This window comes from Parafrankia sp. Ea1.12, assembly GCF_900465275.1.
GTDB lineage: Bacteria > Actinomycetota > Actinomycetes > Frankiales > Frankiaceae > Parafrankia > Parafrankia soli.
Genome location: NZ_UBIZ01000127.1, coordinates 1 through 16,130 on the forward strand (window position 1 = coordinate 1; position 16,130 = coordinate 16,130).

A 16,130-nucleotide genomic window follows, 5' to 3' on the forward strand; every position below is an offset into this window, starting at 1 on the left:
GAAGTGGGCTCGGCTCCAGCGGGGACCCTTCCGGAAGGGTCGGCGTCCGGCGGCCAGGAGGGGGCGACGTCCGGTCGTGTCCTGGCGGGTGGCTCGTCAGGCGGCTCGGTGCAGGGCACGGCAGGTGGCACGGAGCAGGGCACGGCGGGAGGTGGCCAGGCCACGGGCACCACGGGTGGGCGGGAGCCCCAGATCCCGGGATCAGGCGTGGCAGGCGCGGTGCCCGCGGCGCCGGGGGGCGCGGCCACCAGCACGCCCCAGCCCGCCGTCGAGCGGGCGATGACGCCCTCGAAGAGCGCCTCGACCAGCTCCGCACCGGTCTCCGGGGGCGATGACGGCGCGGGCCTGCTGTGGTCGGACGAGTTCGGCGGCGCGGCGGGCGCGGCCCCGGACCCGGACACCTGGATCACCCAGACCGGCTCCGGCTGGGGCGACCGGGAGATGCAGTGCTACACCCGCGACCCGCGGAACCTGGCGACCGACGGCCGCGGCCACCTCGTGATCACCGCGCGCAGGGAGCCGTCCTGCGACGGCGCGGGCTTCTCCTCCGCGCGAATCGAGACGCTCGGCAGGCGAACCATGCGCTACGGCTACCTGGAGACCCGGGCCGTGCTGCCTACCGGCCGCGGCGCCTTCCCGGCGGTGTGGCTCCTCGGCTCCGACATGCCGGCCGTCGGCTGGCCGGCGAGCGGCGAGCTGGACGTCGTCGAGGCGGTCTCGACGGCGCCCACGACCGTGCACACGAACGTCCACGGCGTGGACACCGCCGGCGCTCACTGGCAGGCCACCTGGGGCAACGGCGGGATGTACGACGCCGGGGCCGACCTCGCGGCGGCCTTCCACACCTACGGCCTGGAGTGGACGCCGTCCGCGCTGCGGTTCTACTTCGACGGCCGGCTCATCCGCACCGTCACCCGTGATCAGGTGCCGGTCTGGCTGTGGGACCGGGAGCACTACGTGATCCTCAACGTCGCGGTGAACTCGGAGGGCGCGAGTGCCTCGGCCGCTGACTACCCGCAGTGGATGGCGGTCGACTACCTGCGGGTCTACGTCGCCAAGCCGTGATACTCCGACTGCCCTGGCACCCCAGCCGCCCTGATGCCACCGCGCAGGCTCCGGCCGCCGCGCCTCGGCGCGGTCGGCCCGGTCGGATCAGGAGGGGACGGCCAGGGTCAGGGCGAAGTCGCCGTCCGGGTCCGTCCACTGGTGGCTGACGGAGAGTCCGGCCGCGGCCAGCTCGGCGGCGATCGAGTCGAGAGTGAACTTGGCGCTGATCTCGGTGCGCATCTGCTCGTCGGCGTCGAAGCGGGCGACCAGATTCAGGGCGCGGACCCCGACCTCCTGCTCGCGGACGCTGCGCAGGCGCATCTCGATCCAGGAGTTCTCCGCGTCCCAGGCGGCGACGTGGGCGAACCCGCGCAGGTCGAAGTCGGCCCCCAGCTCCCGGTTGATCACCGAGAGAACGTTGCGGTTGAAGGCGGCTGTCACGCCGGCGCTGTCGTCGTAGGCCGCGACGAGGCGTCGCGGGTCCTTCACCAGGTCGGCGCCGAGGAGCAGGGCGTCGCCGTCGGCGAACTGGTCGCTCAGGGCGCGCAGGAAGGCGGCGCGCGCCGCGGGCCGCAGGTTGCCGATGGTTCCGCCGAGGAAGGCCACAAGCCGCCGGTCGCTGCGGCCTTCACCGTGGCCGCCATCAGCACCGGCAGCGCCGGCGCCCGCCGCCGCGCCCGTGTCCGCGGCGGGCCGGGCGCCGGGGAGAAGGCCGAGGTGGCGCTCGAAATCCCCGACCACCGCGTGCACCGAGATTCCCGGATACGCCCGCAGGATGTCCTGTCCGGCCTGGAGCAGGGTCTCCTCGTCCACGTCGAAGGGGACGAAGCGGCGTAGCACCCCGGTGGCGCGCAGCGCGTCGAGGAGCAGGCGGGTCTTCTCCGAGGTGCCGGAGCCGAGCTCGATGAGGGTGCCGGCCGGGCAGACGGCGGCGATCTCGGCGGCGTGCGCGGTGAGCACCGCGTGCTCGCGGCGGGTCGGGTAGTACTCGGGCAGGCGGGTGATCCGGTCGAACAGCAGGCTGCCGGTGGCGTCGTAGAACCACTTGGGCGGCAGCTCACGAGGGCGGGAGGTCAGGCCGGCGCGCACGTCCGCGGCGAGCGAGGCGTGCCGTTCGGTGGCGGCGAGGTGGCGGTCCACGGTGATCTGCGGGGCCTGGTCCGTTCGGGCGGGTTCGTCGGGCCTGCCCGACGGGGCGGACCCGTTGGTGGCCGTGGCGGGATGCGGCTGCCTGCCGGGCACGGGAATCGTCTCCGGGGCGGTAGCCGGTGTCCTCGATGTCATCGTGGTGCCCTCCGTCTGCCTCGTACGACTCACCGTAGTCGTTCTAAGAGATCAAACTACTAAGAGTAACTTTGTGTGTGTCGGCCACCAGGAGATATTGGTCCGGTACGTCGACCCAACCGGATTCGTCATCATCTGGCTCACTGGCGACGACGATCCCGTCCACCTCCTCGCGGTAGCTGAGGGTGTCCCGCCAGGTGCTCGCCACGAGCTGCGTGCCGTCGGTCACCAGCAGGTTCAGCCGGGACGGCGTCCCGTCCGGCTCGCGCAGCCCGCCCAGCGTCAGGACGACGTCCGCCACGGCCCGCGGCAGTGGCAACCGGGACGCGCTCTCCCACAGCAGGGCGGCCACGATGGCCGAGTCGCAGCGGGAGTCCGGCACCGGCGCGCCGGGCCGGGCCGCCAGCTCCCGCAGCGCGCCGTCGGCGGCCACCCGCCCGTTGTGGCTCAGCAGCAGCCGGCCTTCGGCGAAGGGGGCGGTCGCGGTCTCCTCGACGGGCATCCCGACGGTGGCGCTGCGCACCGCGGCAAGCACACATCCCGAGGTCACGGCGCCGGCGAACGAGCTGTAGGAGGCGTCCGTCCACATCGGCACCGCGCGCCGGTAGCGGGCGGGTTCGGGGCGCAGGCCGGGCGCGTACCAGCCGACACCGAAGCCGTCGGCGTTGACGCTCCCGTGCCGCATCCGGCGGGGCGCCCACGACTGGCGCAGCAGGCTGGACGGCCGGTCGAGGGTCAGCTCCGCGAGCGTGCGCGGGGCACCGAGCCAGGCCAGGTGACGGCACACGGGCAGGCGTGACCTTTCTGCGCGCGGGACTCGGCGCCGTGCCCCCGGCGGGGTCAGGGGGTGTCGGCGTCGCGGGCGAGCCGGAACCCGGCGAAGATCTGCCGTCGGATCGGAAAGTCCCAGTTGCGGAACGTGGAGCGGACGGCGCTGGGATCGGTCGCCCAGGAGCCGCCGCGCAGCACCCGGAACCGGGCCGGGGCCGCATCGCGAGGATAGAAGACCTCGCTGTACTCCCGGTACGGGAACGACGCGAAGCCCGGATAAGGGGTGAACCCGCCGCCGGTCCATTCCCAGACGTCCCCGATCATCTGTTCGGCGCCGTACGGGCTCGCGCCGGCCGGCCTGCCGCCCACCGGTGCGGGCCGCGCAGTGCGGTGCCCCAGGTTCGCAAGCTCGGGAGTCGGGTCGGTGTCGCCCCATGGATACCGTCGTGAACGCCCGGTGACGGGGTCGTGCGCACACGCCTTCTCCCACTCGGCCTCCGTGGGCAGCCGTCGTCCGGCCCAGCGGGCGTGGGCCTCGGCTTCATACCAGCACACGTGCTGCACGGGCTCGTAGAGAGGCACCGGTTCGACCCGCCCGAATCGGCGGCGTGTCCAGACGTCGCCGTCGCGTGACCAGAAAAGCGGCGCCGTCAGGCCCTCCTGGCAGCGCCACGCCCAGCCCTCGGCGGACCAGAGCCGCTCGTCGGCGTAGCCGCCGTCCGCGATGAACGCCAGGTGGGCCCGGTTGGTGACCGGGTAGCGGCCGAGGCGGAAGGCGGGCAGGAACACCCGGTGCGCCGGCCGCTCGTTGTCGTACGCCCACGGCTCGGTCGACGTGCCCATGGTGAACTCGCCGGCCGGCACCAGGACCTCGGCCGCCTCGTCCACCGGCCCGGCCGGGGACGGCGGCGCCGGCCGCGGGTCGGCCAGGACGGGCGGGCCCGCGCGCAGCTGCAGCGTCGCGAGCATCGTCTCGTCGTGCTGGTGCTCGTGCTGGATCACCATGCCGTAGACGAACGACCCCGACAGCAGCCGGGCACGCCGGTGGACGGCCGCGCCGCCGTCCCGCTCACCGTTCCCGTTCGCGGCCCCGTTCCTGCTCTCGGCCCCGTTCTCGTTCCCGTTCGCGGCCTCGGGTCCGGCGGCCTCGCCGGCCGTCTCCGGGGCGTGCAGCAGGTCGGGGTCCAGCCCGGTCAGGACGTCCATCGCCCGCCCGCGGACGTCCCGCAGGTACGCGCGGGCCTCGTCCGGGCCGAGCAGCGGCAGCGCGGTCCGGCTGGCCCGGCTGTGCCGGAAGGCGTCGTAGACGTCGTCCAGGCCGGGGCGCAGCTCGGCCGCGCCGGTCAGGGCGCGCAGCAGCCAGATCTCCTCGTAGTTGCCGATGTGCGCGAGATCCCAGACCAGCGGTGACATCAGTGGCGAGTGCTGGCGCAGGAGGTCGTCCTCGGTGAGGTCGGTGTAGGCGAGCGACCGGTCCCGGGCCGCCGCCAACCCCGCCGCCAGCGCCTCCGCGTCGAGGGCAGGAGCGGCCGTCGGGCCGGCAGGGGCTGCCGGGTCGGGAGCGCCGGCCCGGCCGGTGGCGGCCGCCACCGCGGCGGCGGGGCCACGGGTGGTGGTCGGGTCGCCGGTCAAGGGACTGGAACGCACTGGGACGCCTCCTCGCGCAGCAGCTCAGCCGGCCCGCGCGCCTCGAAACGCGCGTTCAGGTCGTCGGCCGGGGAGCGCCCCCGCCGCGTGTAACGGTTGGCGAATGCCTCCACCGCGGCCCGCAGCCCGGGATCGGCGTCCGTCCGGGCGAGCGCGTCCAGGGCCAGGTCGACGCACCGCACCGCCGCACGGTGCAGTGCCGGGTCCCGCAGGCCGAGCTGGGCCGCCAGCCGCCCCTGCCGGGTGACCGGGAGGCACGCGGCGAGCGCGGCCCGGGCGGCGGCCGGCTCGTCGAGGAGCACCGCCGGCACGGCGACGGCCACCGGCCACAGGTCGGACGGCTGAGCGTCCAGGTAACGCAGCTCCAGCCAGCCACGTGGCCGGACGGGCGGGAACAGCGTCGTCGCGTGCCAGCCGAGGTCCTGGGCGGTCGGGGGGCGTGCCACCGGCCCCGCCCCGGCCATCCAGTCCCCGAAGGTCGTCCGGTTCCGGACCGGCTGGTACCGCCCGTCCGGCTCGCCGACCATCATGAGGTCCGCGTCGTGCAGGTAGCGGGCCCAGAGCCAGGCCGGCTGGGCGTCTCCGGTGGGCGGCGCGCCGGGGGCGTCGCCGCGCCCGCCCAGGCCCGCCTGGGCGAGCCACGCCGTCGCCGGCGCCGCCGGGTCGGGCAGGACCGGCCCGGTGCGGCTCGCGTCGATACCGGCCCAGACCGCCTGGCGACCCGACTGCCAGGAGATCTGCCGGCCGTGGGCCAGCGGCGACGCGGCGAACATGGCGATCAGTACCGGCTCGAGCGCGTGCGCGAGCCGGAAACGCTCGACGGCCTGCGCCGTGTCCGTGCCGATGTCCAGGTTGACCTGGACGGAGGCGGTCGAGCACATCATCGTCCGGCCGTCGTCGCAGTCCCGGGCCAGGAAGTGCTGCTCCATGGCCACGTACCGGGAGGCGGTGGTGTGGCGGACGGGCGTCCGCAGCGGGTCGACACCCATGCCGACCAGGCCGAGCCTGCGCCGGGCGAGGGCGCCGCGGACGAGCGTGAGGTCGGCGCGCATCGCGTCCACGGCGGCGGTCAGGTCCAGCGGAAGGCCCGAGAGCTCGAGCTGGCCGCCCGGCTCGAAGGTGAGCCGGCTGCCGCCGGGAAGCCGCGGGGCCGAGTCGGTGCCCGGCGGGCCGCCGTCGCGGGCCTGGCCGTTCTCCCGGCCTCGGTCCGGTTGCCGGCCCTGGTCAGCGGGGGCGAGGACGCTCTCCAATGCCGCGGCGGTCTCGTCCGCGGGGACGGGCCGGCGCGGGTTCGCGACGTCGACGACGAACCACTCGGTCTCGATGCCGACCCGGTTCGTCGTGGCCGCGCCCGGAGCCGGTGAGCCCGGGGCGGCGGGGGTCACGTCCCGGGCGGCGAGGCGCAGGAGATCGTCGAAGGTGGCGATGGGAGTCGCGGCTCCAACCACGGTTGGAGCCGCAGTAGGAACAGTGGTCTCTGTGTGATCTGCTGTGTGATCTGTCCCGCTGATCAACTCGGGTCGAGCGGCCGGTGCCTCCTCGCCGGTCGTGCCCCGTCGTCGGCGTCCAGAAGCCTCAGGTGTCACGCAGGGTGGCATCGAGTGGCTCCTCTCTCGGCGCCTCGATCCTCAGAAGGCGCCTGTCGTGAGGGCGTTCTCCCCACGGCGGCGGCCCGGCTACCCCTCGTGGGGCCGCCGTGGGCTGATGCCCACCCGACACAACCCGTGGTGATGGCTTCCACTTCCCCAAAGGTGGGACATGGGACCTCCGTGGTTCTTCCGGTTATTCCACGCTTCAGGGCTGTTGTGGTTGTGAATTGGATGGAAGTGTGACTCTGATGGGGGAGATTCCCGGTAGCGCGCGGTGACCAGGGCACGGCAGACTCGCAGTCACCCCCCTGCGGTCCGCCGAAGCGCGGCGGCGATATAGACCTGACGGGAGGTGGTGACCGCGGACACGTCCGATCGCGTGTCGGCCGGTAGGTCGGCCATGGCCGAATACCTGCGCCGAAGACAGTTGTACGCCGCCGAACGCGGCGACAGATCACGACGGGTGATGATCACTGCGGCGGCGGGCGCCATCGGTGCCGCAGTGCTCGTGGGGCTCGTGTGCGGTGCCGCCGGGCTCGCGGGCGGGACGGTCGCGCAGGTCGCGGTGCTCACCGGGCTGGCCGTGCTCGGTGTCCTGGCCGCCCGGCACTACCGCGTGCCGCCGGAGATCGAGGCCTGGCGGGTGGACGCGGAGGCCGAGCGTCGTACCGCCCGCTCGCTGGACCGCCTCACCCGCGCGGGCTACACCGTCCTGCACGACCGCCAGCTTGCCGACTCGGCGGGCAACATCGACCACCTGGTCATCGGGCCGTCAGGCGCCTGGGTGGTGGAGACCGACGCCCACCGCGGGCCGATCCGGCAGAACGCGGCCGGGGTGTGGGCGGGCAAGGTGCCGCTGCGCGCCATGCTCGGCCTGGTCGCCTGGATGGGCGAGGAGGCCACCGGCCAACTCGTCGCCGAGCTCCCCTCCGGATGGCAGCTCGAGGCACAGTCGGTCGTCGCCTTCGCCCGTACCGAGGTGCCGAACGGCCTGGCCCTGGTCGACGGCGTGCTGCTGCTGCCGATGGCCGGAGTCGCCGACTACATCCTCTCGGCCGGGGTGGTGCTGCGCCCGATCGATGTGGCGATGCTGGTCGACGTCGCCGAGCGGGTGTTCCCTCGCTACGAGGTCGCCGGGCCGCCCCCGTCATGGCCGACCCGCTCGCGGCTGCGCGGCCTGCTGCGCCGGTAACGGCGCCAGGCCTCTGGCGCGGCGCGCCGGGCTCACCCGGTCGCGCCGCGACCGGGTCTGCCCGGGCCCTTCGGCTGGCGCGTCGAGCCGGGTTCAGCCGGGTTCAGCCGGCGGTGTCGGGCCCGCTCGTGCGACCGCCGCGGCCGTGGTGCGGCGGCGAGTCGATGATGTGCGGATCGCCCACCTGGATGTGGTGGAAGCCGTCCCCGGCGAGCGGGGGCGCGGACCAGTGCGGCTGCTCGGCGACGAGGTTCTCCTCGACCTCCTCCGCCGGGTCGTGCCCATACCCGTAGCCACTGTCGTGGTAGCCACCGTCGTGGTGACCGCTGCCCGGGCCGGACCGGTCGCCGGCGGGCGTGCCCGGCGGCGGGTCTCCCAGCGGATGTCCGGTCTCCAGCGCCGGGGCGGCGGCCCGCCGCACGAAGGCCGGTGGCCCCGGGGGGTCGGTCCACGCGCGGGGGGTGAGCTCGGGCGGGTCGAGCTCGCTGGGGTCCAGGTCGTCCGGCACGAGGTTGGTGTCGTCGATCTCGCCGTGCATCTTCGAGCCGTTGAGGACGACCGGGATCTCCAGGTCGCCGACGACGTGCTCGACGTAGAAGGCGCGGTTCTGGATCAGCCACAGCGCGTAGCCCGGGTCCAGGCGGGGGAGCAGGTCGGCGGCCACGTCCGTGAGCCCGAGGGCCTCCTGGGTGTCCGCGATCTGGTCGGACGCCTGCTTGTACAGGATGCGGATCGCGGTCTCGGCGAGCAGGCCCTTGGCGATCTCCACCGAGTCGGGGGAGGCGGAGAGCAGGTCGGAGATGCGGTGCGCCACGATCGCGTTGGCACAGCCCCACTGACGCGCCAGCTTCTGCTGGGCCGACAGCCGGCGGACCAGCCCGGCGAAGCGCATCAGCCGCCAGCACTCGTCGTAGACCACGTAGCGCTGCACGCCGTCCTGGCGCATCAGCGCGGCTTCCATCCATGCCTGCGCACAGGTCATGATCAGCGCGATCATCTCGTCGCTGCCCTGGACCCGCTCCAGGTTCAGCACCGCGATCGGCCGGTCGAAGTCCAACGGGGACGTCGTCGGGCCGTCGAAGAGACCACCGAGAGCACCGTGCGTGAGCCGGCGCAGGGTCAGCGTCGCGTCTCTGGACGCGTCGCGCAGCTCGGTGGCCGTCATCGGCAGCGCCGAGCAGTCCTCCTCGCTCGGGTCGGTCATCGCCTCGAGGACGTGTGGGAGCAGAGGGGTGGCCCAGCGGTCCGGTGTCGCGCCGGTGATCTGCCGGGTGACGACGTCCAGCGCGAGATCGACGGCGGTGTGCTCGGCCGGGGTGAGCGGTACCCCCTTCGCGGTCTCGATCAGTGACGAGAGCAGGGACGAACGCGCCCGCTTCACCTCGCGCGCCCAGTCGGCGTCCGCGATGCCGCGCGGGCGCGGAGGGGCGTCCAGCGGGTTGAGCCGGGTGGACATGCCGGGCCCGATGTATGTCGGCTCGCAGCCGAGCCGGCGCGCGAGCCGGGTGTACTCACCCTTCGGGTCACAGGGGACAGCGGCCTGGTACCCGAAGGCCGAACCCCGCGAGATCAGCGTCTTCAGCAGCGCGGACTTGCGGGAGCCGACGGCCCCGAACACCGCGAAGTTCGGGTTCTCGATCACCTGCTGCCGGTAGAGCTCGAAGACATCGAAGTCGAACGAGTTGCCCGACCAGACATGCCGGCCGATGTACATGCCGGGCGCGTCGAGCCCGGAGTCGACGACGAACGGATAGATCCCGGCGATCTGGGCCGTGGTCTCCATATGGGCTGGTAGGCGCAGCTTGTGATAAGCCCGTCCGGCGAACGGGCCGAGCAGCTTCGGGGGCTGCGCGCCGCGGCGCAGGGCGGCCTGCGCGCGGCGCATCGCGGCCCGTTCGGCGTTGGCCGCGGCCCGCTCGGCTCGCCGCGACCGGCGGTCGTGCGCCGCCGCGGCCTTCGCGCCCCGGCGGCGGGTGCGCGGGCTGCCGCCGAGGTCAACGAACCCGTCGGCGTCGCGGCCGGGATCATGGCCCGGGTCGATCTGGTCGGCGTCGTCGTAGTCGTACTCGTAGTCCGCGTGGTAGTCGTCGCTCGCGCCGGTGCCGCTACCAGGGGCGTCGTAGCGGATCGGGTCGCCCCAGGCGGCGTCGCCCCCCACCGCGGGCGGGCGGGAGGTCACGCAACCCCCACGGCGAGCGGCAGCGCGCCGACGCTGAAGCCCTGGTCCTGCTCGCCGACGAGACGGACCATTTCGAGGCGGCTGCGCGAGGCCAGGGTCTCGGCCTCACCGCAGGCGTCCGCGAGCGACTCGAGGTCGTCGGCGGAGACGGTGACGAACCCGTGGAACCGGAAGGCGCCGAAGCCCGCGATCAGCTCCTGCTCACGGCGTTCGACCTCGTCGGCCTCGGCCACATCCCGCTGGGTCGTGACCTTGCCGACCTTGTCCCGCATCTGCTGCTCACCGAGGTGCGCCATCCGGCGCCGGTTGACCGCCTTCTCCGCCTTCCTGCCGGGCAGCGGCTCCACGACGAGCGACACCGTGCGCCGGCACGTGGTCTCCATCAGCAGCGGCGCGAGGAAGGCTGCCGGTGAGGGAACCCGGGGCCAGCCGTTGATCCAGTACGTGGTGTGGAAGCCGGAGTCGGTGCGGTAGTGGTCCCAGGCGTTGACCGTCCGGACCGGGCCGGCGATCGCCGGGTCGATGCCGGACGGCAGGCCCTTCAGCCCACCCGCGAGGTCGGTGCTCGCCCCACCCCGCGCATCGATCATCTCGATCGAGTACGGGTCGTAGGTGGTGCGGATGACCGCGGCCAGCGCCCGCGGTGGCAGCCAGCCGACGGTGCTGATCGACGCCCTGGCGAGTGCCGCCTCCATCGTCCGCAGCTCACCGAGCAGGACGGCGCACGCGGCCTGGTCGCCGCCGCCGGCGCGTTGGATCGCCCGGCGGGCGTCCTTCGCCCGGAGCTGGAAGGAAAGGTAGGTCTCGTGCCGCTGCGCCACCGGCCCGGCCGCGTCGATGACCTGCTCGTACGCCTGCGACGCCCACGAGTCGTCGTGATGACCGCGCACCCGCCAGTGCCGCTGGAGCTGGTCGCCCGAGTCCGGCAGCGTCCGCTCCAGCCACTGGATGCGGGACAGCTTGCCGCCACCACCGGTGAGACCGGCCAGCAGTTCGCCCCAGGCATCCACCCGGGCCTGCTGGTCCCCGGACTCAAGCAGCGCGAACTGGCTGCCCTTCACCTGGAGGACAGCGGTGTAGGTCTGCTTCTTCACGTCCTTGACGACAGCCACGTACCGGCTGCCACCGACCGGAACCGACAACATGACCAGGGTCGACAGCGGCCCTGGCAGGACCGTCCTGGTGATCCGGTCGTCGCCGGGACCGAGCCGGAAGAACCCTCCACGGAACACCGTCTCGCCCGTCACCTTCTGCATCGTGAAGCCGAACACGATCGGCACCCACTGGTCGAGGTTACGATCCTCCACCCGGACGAACGCGACGAAGGCGAACCCCGCGGCAAGCAGCAGCCACACGGGCACGAATACCAACGGCGAACGCAGCGCTCCCAGCACACAGAGCATCACGCCGATCAGGAGCGCGAGCTGAGGCCAGCGCATGCCGAGGAGCACACCGCCGCGTTCCAGCGGCCCGAAGCGGTAGCTGCGTTCAGCGGCCATGAGCTGCTCACCCACCCCCGGTACGCGCCGGCGGGGTGACCCGCGGCTGTGGTGACGGCGTCACCGGGGGCCTGCCGGCCGAGGCGCCCGCCGATCCGCTCGGCGCGGACGCGGTACTGCGCCCGCCGCCTGACGTGCCCGGACGGGCCGCGCCGCCGCCACCTGACGTGATCGCCCGCGCTGTCTGGGGCCGCGCGGTGGACGTAGCCCGGACCGAAGCGGTCGCCCGCGTGCCGCTGGACGCCGCCTCGCGGCCGCCGGCCACAGCCGGGGCCGCGCCCGAGCGGGTGACCCTGGCACGAACGCCGCGGACCGCCGCGGTTCCGGCGGTTCCGCCAGCCGCCCCCGCGGCGGCCCGGGCCGGAACTCCGAGCGGGGAGCCGACGCCACCGCGACCCGGGCGAACACTCGGGCGGGCCGTCGGCACACCGGCGCCCGCGATGGCACCGGCGTCGCCGAGCATTCCCCGGTTCCGGGTCTGCAGACGCGAGCCGATCCCACGGAACGTCTCCCGGGACGAGGAACCGAGCAGAGCACCCGCTCCGTGCCCGAACGATGCGGCGCTGCGGCGCCCGGCCGATCCGACCGCGCGCATGAGCTGGACGTCGGCGAACCCGAGCAGGTGCATCAGCATGAACGGCGAGAACACCGCCGCGATCATCACAACGACACCACTGAGAATGCTCAGCGTCTGGTCAACGGCCGATCCACTGGGATCCTGGGCGATGCCCGCCCCGAGGGCAAATATTGCGTAGATCACCGGCTTCGCAAAAATCAGCGCCACCAGCATCTCGGTGGCCCGCTTCATCCAGGCACTCGTCGTCATCGTCGGCTGGCCCGCCAGGTACAGCGGGATGAACACGGCCACGACGATGATCGCGACCTTGCGGATGTAGAGCACCACGAACAGCGCGAACGAGAAGATCGCCACGAGCAGCGACAGCACCAGGTCGAGGGCGAAATTGCCCTGTTCGGGTAGTTGTCGCAGCTGCCCGACCAGGTCGGCGCCCAGCGCCTTGTTGTCGCCGAACGCATCCGCCATGCCGTCCGAGGCGGCGAGGACCATCTGCAGCAGCGTCAGGGCGATGAACGACCCGATGATCGCCGTGCCGGTTGTGGCGAGGGCCCGGACGAACACGTGCGGATCGCCCCGCAGGGCCGCCACGGTGCAGGAACAGAGGAAGAGCCCGGTGACGATCAGCACCGACATGCCGAAGACGATGTTGTAGTTGTCGACGACATATTGCGCGTTCAGGTCGACCGCTGTCTTCTGCGCCGCAAAGCTGAAGACAGACGACGACAGGTCGGCCGCCATGTTACAGAAGGCTTTACCAACCGAACTCAAAAACTCGTCAGCCGCACCACCAGCTAGATCCTGGAGAGGCGATAGAGGGGTCCAGGCGAGGACGATAGTATCGTCTGGTCCGGAGGTCGGTGTGCCAGTCATTCTTTAGGACCTCCAGCCATTATGAAATTCCTGTACTCCCCTGCAGAGCGGCTGCGAAGAAGCGGTCCGTCTGGGCCGTCATCTGCGTTAAGTAGCTTCCAGTCATCTTGATCCCAGCTAAGCTGGCATCGGTCGGATCCCCAGCGGCTTTGTGCTTGTTTATTGGGATCCGTCGAGTCGTACACCCCAAATGAAATTGTGGCCCAGACGAGAATTTTTACCTCAGACTCCGAGCTGGATTCGACCTGATATCCGATGGGTCGAGCATCGAAGTTGACGCTGGGATCCTGAATAGAAGGAACACCTAGCGCCGCGGCGTTAGCACGGTCGACTTCCAGTATTCCATTTGCAAGCATATCTGCTGACGTGGGAATCGAAATTGAGCGAAAGAATTCGTGAATTCTATCGGTTGTCCGGTTAGTGGGCGTGTTGTATGCGGTGAAGTAGTTTCCGCAGGCGCTTATTGCGCCGGCTTCTGTGTGTGGGTAGCCGACGGGCACGCCGAACTGGTTGACCCGGGTGGGTGCTCCGATCGGGCTGTCGCCGGCCGCGGGCGCCGCGGTCGCCTCGCTGCTCGGCGGCACCACCACGGCAGGCGTCCCGGTCGGGGGCGCCTCGGTGGGCACGTCGGAGACGGGCTCCGGGTCGGCCGAGGCCTTGGGACCGTCGTCCGATGAATTCCGTCCCATGAAGAAGCCGAGCGCTCCGGCCCCGATCGCGCTCACCGTGGCTGTCGCGACGATGACGATGATCAGGCGCCTGATCGCCCACTCTGCCAGGCTCACCAACGCCTACTCCCCTCCCGTGCCGGCAGGGTCATCATCGCAATGTCGGGGCCCAGATACCCCCGGAACCGCTTAGAAGCCTGTGGACGGCAGCTCATGGACCACGTCGGGGTCATCGACGACGTCTTCGGCGGGCTGGGGGGCAACAGTCTGGACCACGGCGGGTGGGCGCATGCCGTTCGTATCGTCGGTGCTGTTGGATGCCGAGGCGCCCGTCGCCAGGAAAAAGTTGACGAAGGCAGCGGCGGCGCCCACCAGGAACGCCAGGCCGAAGCCGGCCAGTACGCCGCTCTTACCCACCATCGAGGCGCGGTCGAGGCCCATGCGCTCGCCGAGCGCCCACGCGATTCCGCCGAGGAGCACGGCGGCCACGGCGGCGATCACGGCGTAGGCCGCAAGTCCGTTGACCAGGTCTTTCAAGGCGTTGATGCCGGGCGCCTTCGAGTCGTCCGGGTTGACCTCCACGGCCAGAATGGCCGCTGCCGAGGCCGCGGCTGCATCGACGATCATCGTGGTTCCCTTCCTGCGGGCGGTTGGCCGCCCGGACGATCCGGCCCGGACACCCGCGTGGGTGTGCTTCCGTGCCGCAGGTCGCCAAATGATACGCCCGACACCTCTGCGTGATCAGTATCGGCGTTGCGTGGCAACACCGGAGCGGTGCGTATCGGTCGTTCGAACTGCGGTTGAAAGGAGGGATGTTCTCCGCCGGCCGGTGTCCCGACATCAGCGTTGGCGATGCCGGCGAGCGCGTCGACGGTCTCGGCCGCCAGCCGGAGGTAGGACCTCCTGGTCGCCCACCGCAGCCGCGGGATGCGGACCGGGGTCCCCCTGCTCGGGTCGAGCCGCGGGTCGTACGGGACCCGCACGATGCCGTCGACGTGGCGGGCCAGCCGCGCCGTGGCGGTGCGTGTGCGTGGTGACGGGCGGCCGCGGCGGGGCGACACGACGGCCGCGATCACCGCGGGACCCGTCCGCTCGTGCGGCGGGTGGCCAGGGCCCTGGCCTGACGGGGTGCGCTCCCGCGCGCTCACGCCGACCTCCGCGAGTGAGCCCTGGGGATCGCGCAGGTCAGCGAGGGTGGCCTCGAGGTCGGACGCGGTCGCGAGGGTCACGAGGAGGATCACATCGGCGGCGCGGATCGCTTCCGGGGTCAGCGGTGCGGTCGCGGGGGCGTCCATCAGGATCAGCGGGTACGCGTGACCGAGCGCCCCCAGGGCGGAGCGCAGCATGGCCGGGGTGATCGGCTCGTCGACCGGCACCAGCGCGTTCGTGGTCTCCTCGTCGCCGACCGGGCGGTCGACCGGCAGCACGTCAAGGTCGAAGACGCTGCCGGACCGCCGCGCGCCGACGAGCGAGCGCAGCTCGTCGGGCGTCGCCTTGGCGGTGGAGCGGCGCCGGCGGGCGATGTCCGCAACCGTGGTGGTGCCTCGGCTGCCGACCCGCGCGACCAGGTTGTCGCCCCGCGACTCGTCGATCTCGGCGCTCTCCGACGAGGTGGGCGGCACGAAACCGGGCGTGGCGGCCCCGGGGTAGAGATCGATCGCGAGCACCGGCTCGGCACGCACACCGGCCAGGGTAAGTCCGACGACCCCGGCCAACGTGGTGGTGCCGGAGTAGGGGAACAGGGAGGTCACGGCGATCCGCCACGAGCCCGGCAGGGCCACCGCGGCCCGGTCCGAGAGAGTGATCCGTAGCGGGATCTCCTCCCATGGCTCGAGGTCGTCGAGGTCGGCCCAGGGCTCCTGCCAGGGCCACAGGCCCTGGCCTGGGCCCTGGTCGGTCAGTGCCGGCGCGCGGTCGGCGCCGGTGCCCGGCCTCGGGAGGTGACCGGCGGGAACCAGCTCGGTCGAGGGCCGCGGGAGCACGTCGGACGTCCGCTCGGGTGCCGCGACGCCGTGACCAGCCCAGGCCGCGTCCGTGGACGCGGCCTCGTCGGCGGGCGGCGCTCCGCCTGTTGACGGGCTTCCGGCCGCGGCCGAATCGTCGGTCTCGGTCTCGGTCTCGGTCTCGCCGGCCGCCGCGCCCCGCCGGGTGCGCTCGGCCGGGCCGCTGCCGCTTGCGGGATCGCCGGGCGGGGCCGCCTCGCCCGGCTGGGCGGGCTCCCCGAGGCTGACCGGTTCGCCGGCCTCCTGCCAGGCGTCGACGGCGCCCCACACGGGAGCACCGGTTGACTCGTCGTTCCCGGCATCCGGCGCCGGATGGGGGGCCCAGGGGTCGTAGTAGGACCCGCTGCCCGGCTGGTCGCCGCTCGGCGAGCGGCTTTCCATCGGGAGACCACCGAGCTCCATGGGGAGACCACCAAGCTCCACCGGGGGGCCACCGAGCGACGGATCCACCAGCGGGACGTCGGCCTGCCCGTAGCCCTGAGAGGGCCACGCCGGGGCCGGCGAGCCAGCTGCCTCGCCGGGCGCGAGCGGCTCGGACCGGTCATACGGCCCTTGCGCGTCGGATGGGTGGCGCGGGTCGGGCGCCCCGGGCGCGCCGGTGGTCTCGGGCGAACGGAAGGCATCCGGGGCGTGGAAGGCGTCGGCGGGGTGCAGACCCGTGGGCGCGTCGAACGGCCCTGGCCCCATGCCCGGCGTGGGCTCGCCGAACGAGCCACCGGACGCGGGACCAGCCGGTGGTGAACCCGCCGCCGGGTGGTCCGCCTGTGGCGATCCCGTGGCCGGGGCGGGCCATGCGGTCGATCC

At 72.6% G+C, this 16,130-nt stretch carries 11 protein-coding genes and 1 pseudogene; 2 read left to right on the top strand and 10 right to left on the bottom strand.

From position 1 onward, the window contains the following. On the top strand, window positions 1-1,065 hold a 1,065-nt coding region (locus FMEAI12_RS02940; RefSeq protein ID WP_368672048.1), incomplete at its 5' end, for a family 16 glycosylhydrolase. Between the two features lie 87 nt (window positions 1,066-1,152). Here the strand turns inward: FMEAI12_RS02940 and FMEAI12_RS02945 are convergent. The 4 genes from FMEAI12_RS02945 to egtA all read right to left on the bottom strand — a co-directional run bounded on the left by FMEAI12_RS02945 (window position 1,153) and on the right by egtA (window position 6,347). After that, window positions 1,153-2,331 carry an L-histidine N(alpha)-methyltransferase gene (locus tag FMEAI12_RS02945; RefSeq protein ID WP_112104884.1) on the bottom strand — a complete coding sequence of 393 codons (1,179 nt, stop codon included), beginning with the start codon at window positions 2,329-2,331 and terminating at the stop codon, window positions 1,153-1,155. Window positions 2,332-2,374: 43 nt separating this feature from the next. Next, window positions 2,375-3,118: an ergothioneine biosynthesis protein EgtC gene (gene egtC, locus FMEAI12_RS02950; RefSeq protein ID WP_112104885.1), complete on the bottom strand. Its 744-nt coding sequence runs from the start codon at window positions 3,116-3,118 to the stop codon at window positions 2,375-2,377. A 53-nt stretch (window positions 3,119-3,171) separates the two neighbouring features. After that, window positions 3,172-4,593 carry an ergothioneine biosynthesis protein EgtB gene (locus FMEAI12_RS02955; protein WP_368672049.1) on the bottom strand — a complete coding sequence of 474 codons (1,422 nt, stop codon included), beginning with the start codon at window positions 4,591-4,593 and terminating at the stop codon, window positions 3,172-3,174. A 137-nt stretch (window positions 4,594-4,730) separates the two neighbouring features. Next, window positions 4,731-6,347: an ergothioneine biosynthesis glutamate--cysteine ligase EgtA gene (egtA, locus tag FMEAI12_RS02960; RefSeq protein ID WP_235013632.1), complete on the bottom strand. Its 1,617-nt coding sequence runs from the start codon at window positions 6,345-6,347 to the stop codon at window positions 4,731-4,733. Between the two features lie 391 nt (window positions 6,348-6,738). Between egtA and FMEAI12_RS02965 the strand changes: the two genes are divergently transcribed. Next, on the top strand, window positions 6,739-7,530 hold the full coding sequence (locus FMEAI12_RS02965; RefSeq protein ID WP_020464673.1) for a nuclease-related domain-containing protein: 792 nt from the start codon (window positions 6,739-6,741) through the stop codon (window positions 7,528-7,530). Window positions 7,531-7,633: 103 nt separating this feature from the next. Here the strand turns inward: FMEAI12_RS02965 and FMEAI12_RS02970 are convergent, their stop codons facing one another. From FMEAI12_RS02970 to FMEAI12_RS36470, 6 genes and pseudogenes are all read right to left on the bottom strand, one after another. Next, the gene (locus FMEAI12_RS02970; protein WP_112104886.1) at window positions 7,634-9,709 is read right to left on the bottom strand and encodes a conjugal transfer protein TraC; all 2,076 of its coding nucleotides are present in this window, start codon (window positions 9,707-9,709) and stop codon (window positions 7,634-7,636) included. Further along, window positions 9,706-11,208 (bottom strand): SCO6880 family protein, encoded by a 1,503-nt coding sequence (locus tag FMEAI12_RS02975; protein ID WP_112104893.1) that lies wholly within the window; start codon window positions 11,206-11,208, stop codon window positions 9,706-9,708. The genes FMEAI12_RS02970 and FMEAI12_RS02975 overlap by 4 nt, the downstream gene beginning before the upstream one ends. Before the next feature lie 7 nt (window positions 11,209-11,215). Next, on the bottom strand, window positions 11,216-12,655 hold the full coding sequence (locus tag FMEAI12_RS02980) for a hypothetical protein (protein ID WP_200835170.1): 1,440 nt from the start codon (window positions 12,653-12,655) through the stop codon (window positions 11,216-11,218). Beyond that, window positions 12,652-13,440 (bottom strand): hypothetical protein, encoded by a 789-nt coding sequence (locus tag FMEAI12_RS02985; RefSeq protein ID WP_112104888.1) that lies wholly within the window; start codon window positions 13,438-13,440, stop codon window positions 12,652-12,654. The genes FMEAI12_RS02980 and FMEAI12_RS02985 overlap by 4 nt, the downstream gene beginning before the upstream one ends. A 72-nt stretch (window positions 13,441-13,512) precedes the next feature. Further along, a complete protein-coding gene (locus tag FMEAI12_RS02990) occupies window positions 13,513-13,950 on the bottom strand; it encodes a DUF6112 family protein (protein WP_071064984.1) in 438 nt (145 codons plus the stop codon). Further along, window positions 13,947-16,130, bottom strand: a pseudogene (locus FMEAI12_RS36470) (hypothetical protein); the annotation flags it as partial. The pseudogene FMEAI12_RS36470 and the gene FMEAI12_RS02990, both read right to left, overlap by 4 nt.

Coding starts and splice junctions, on each gene's coding strand:
- FMEAI12_RS02945 (WP_112104884.1), bottom strand. CDS start 2,331: ATGACATCGAGGACACCGGCTACCGCCCCGGAGACGATTCCCGTGCCC.
- egtA (WP_235013632.1), bottom strand. CDS start 6,347: ATGCCACCCTGCGTGACACCTGAGGCTTCTGGACGCCGACGACGGGGC.
- FMEAI12_RS02965 (WP_020464673.1), top strand. CDS start 6,739: ATGGCCGAATACCTGCGCCGAAGACAGTTGTACGCCGCCGAACGCGGC.
- FMEAI12_RS02975 (WP_112104893.1), bottom strand. CDS start 11,208: ATGGCCGCTGAACGCAGCTACCGCTTCGGGCCGCTGGAACGCGGCGGT.
- FMEAI12_RS02980 (WP_200835170.1), bottom strand. CDS start 12,655: ATGACTGGCACACCGACCTCCGGACCAGACGATACTATCGTCCTCGCC.
- FMEAI12_RS02990 (WP_071064984.1), bottom strand. CDS start 13,950: ATGATCGTCGATGCAGCCGCGGCCTCGGCAGCGGCCATTCTGGCCGTG.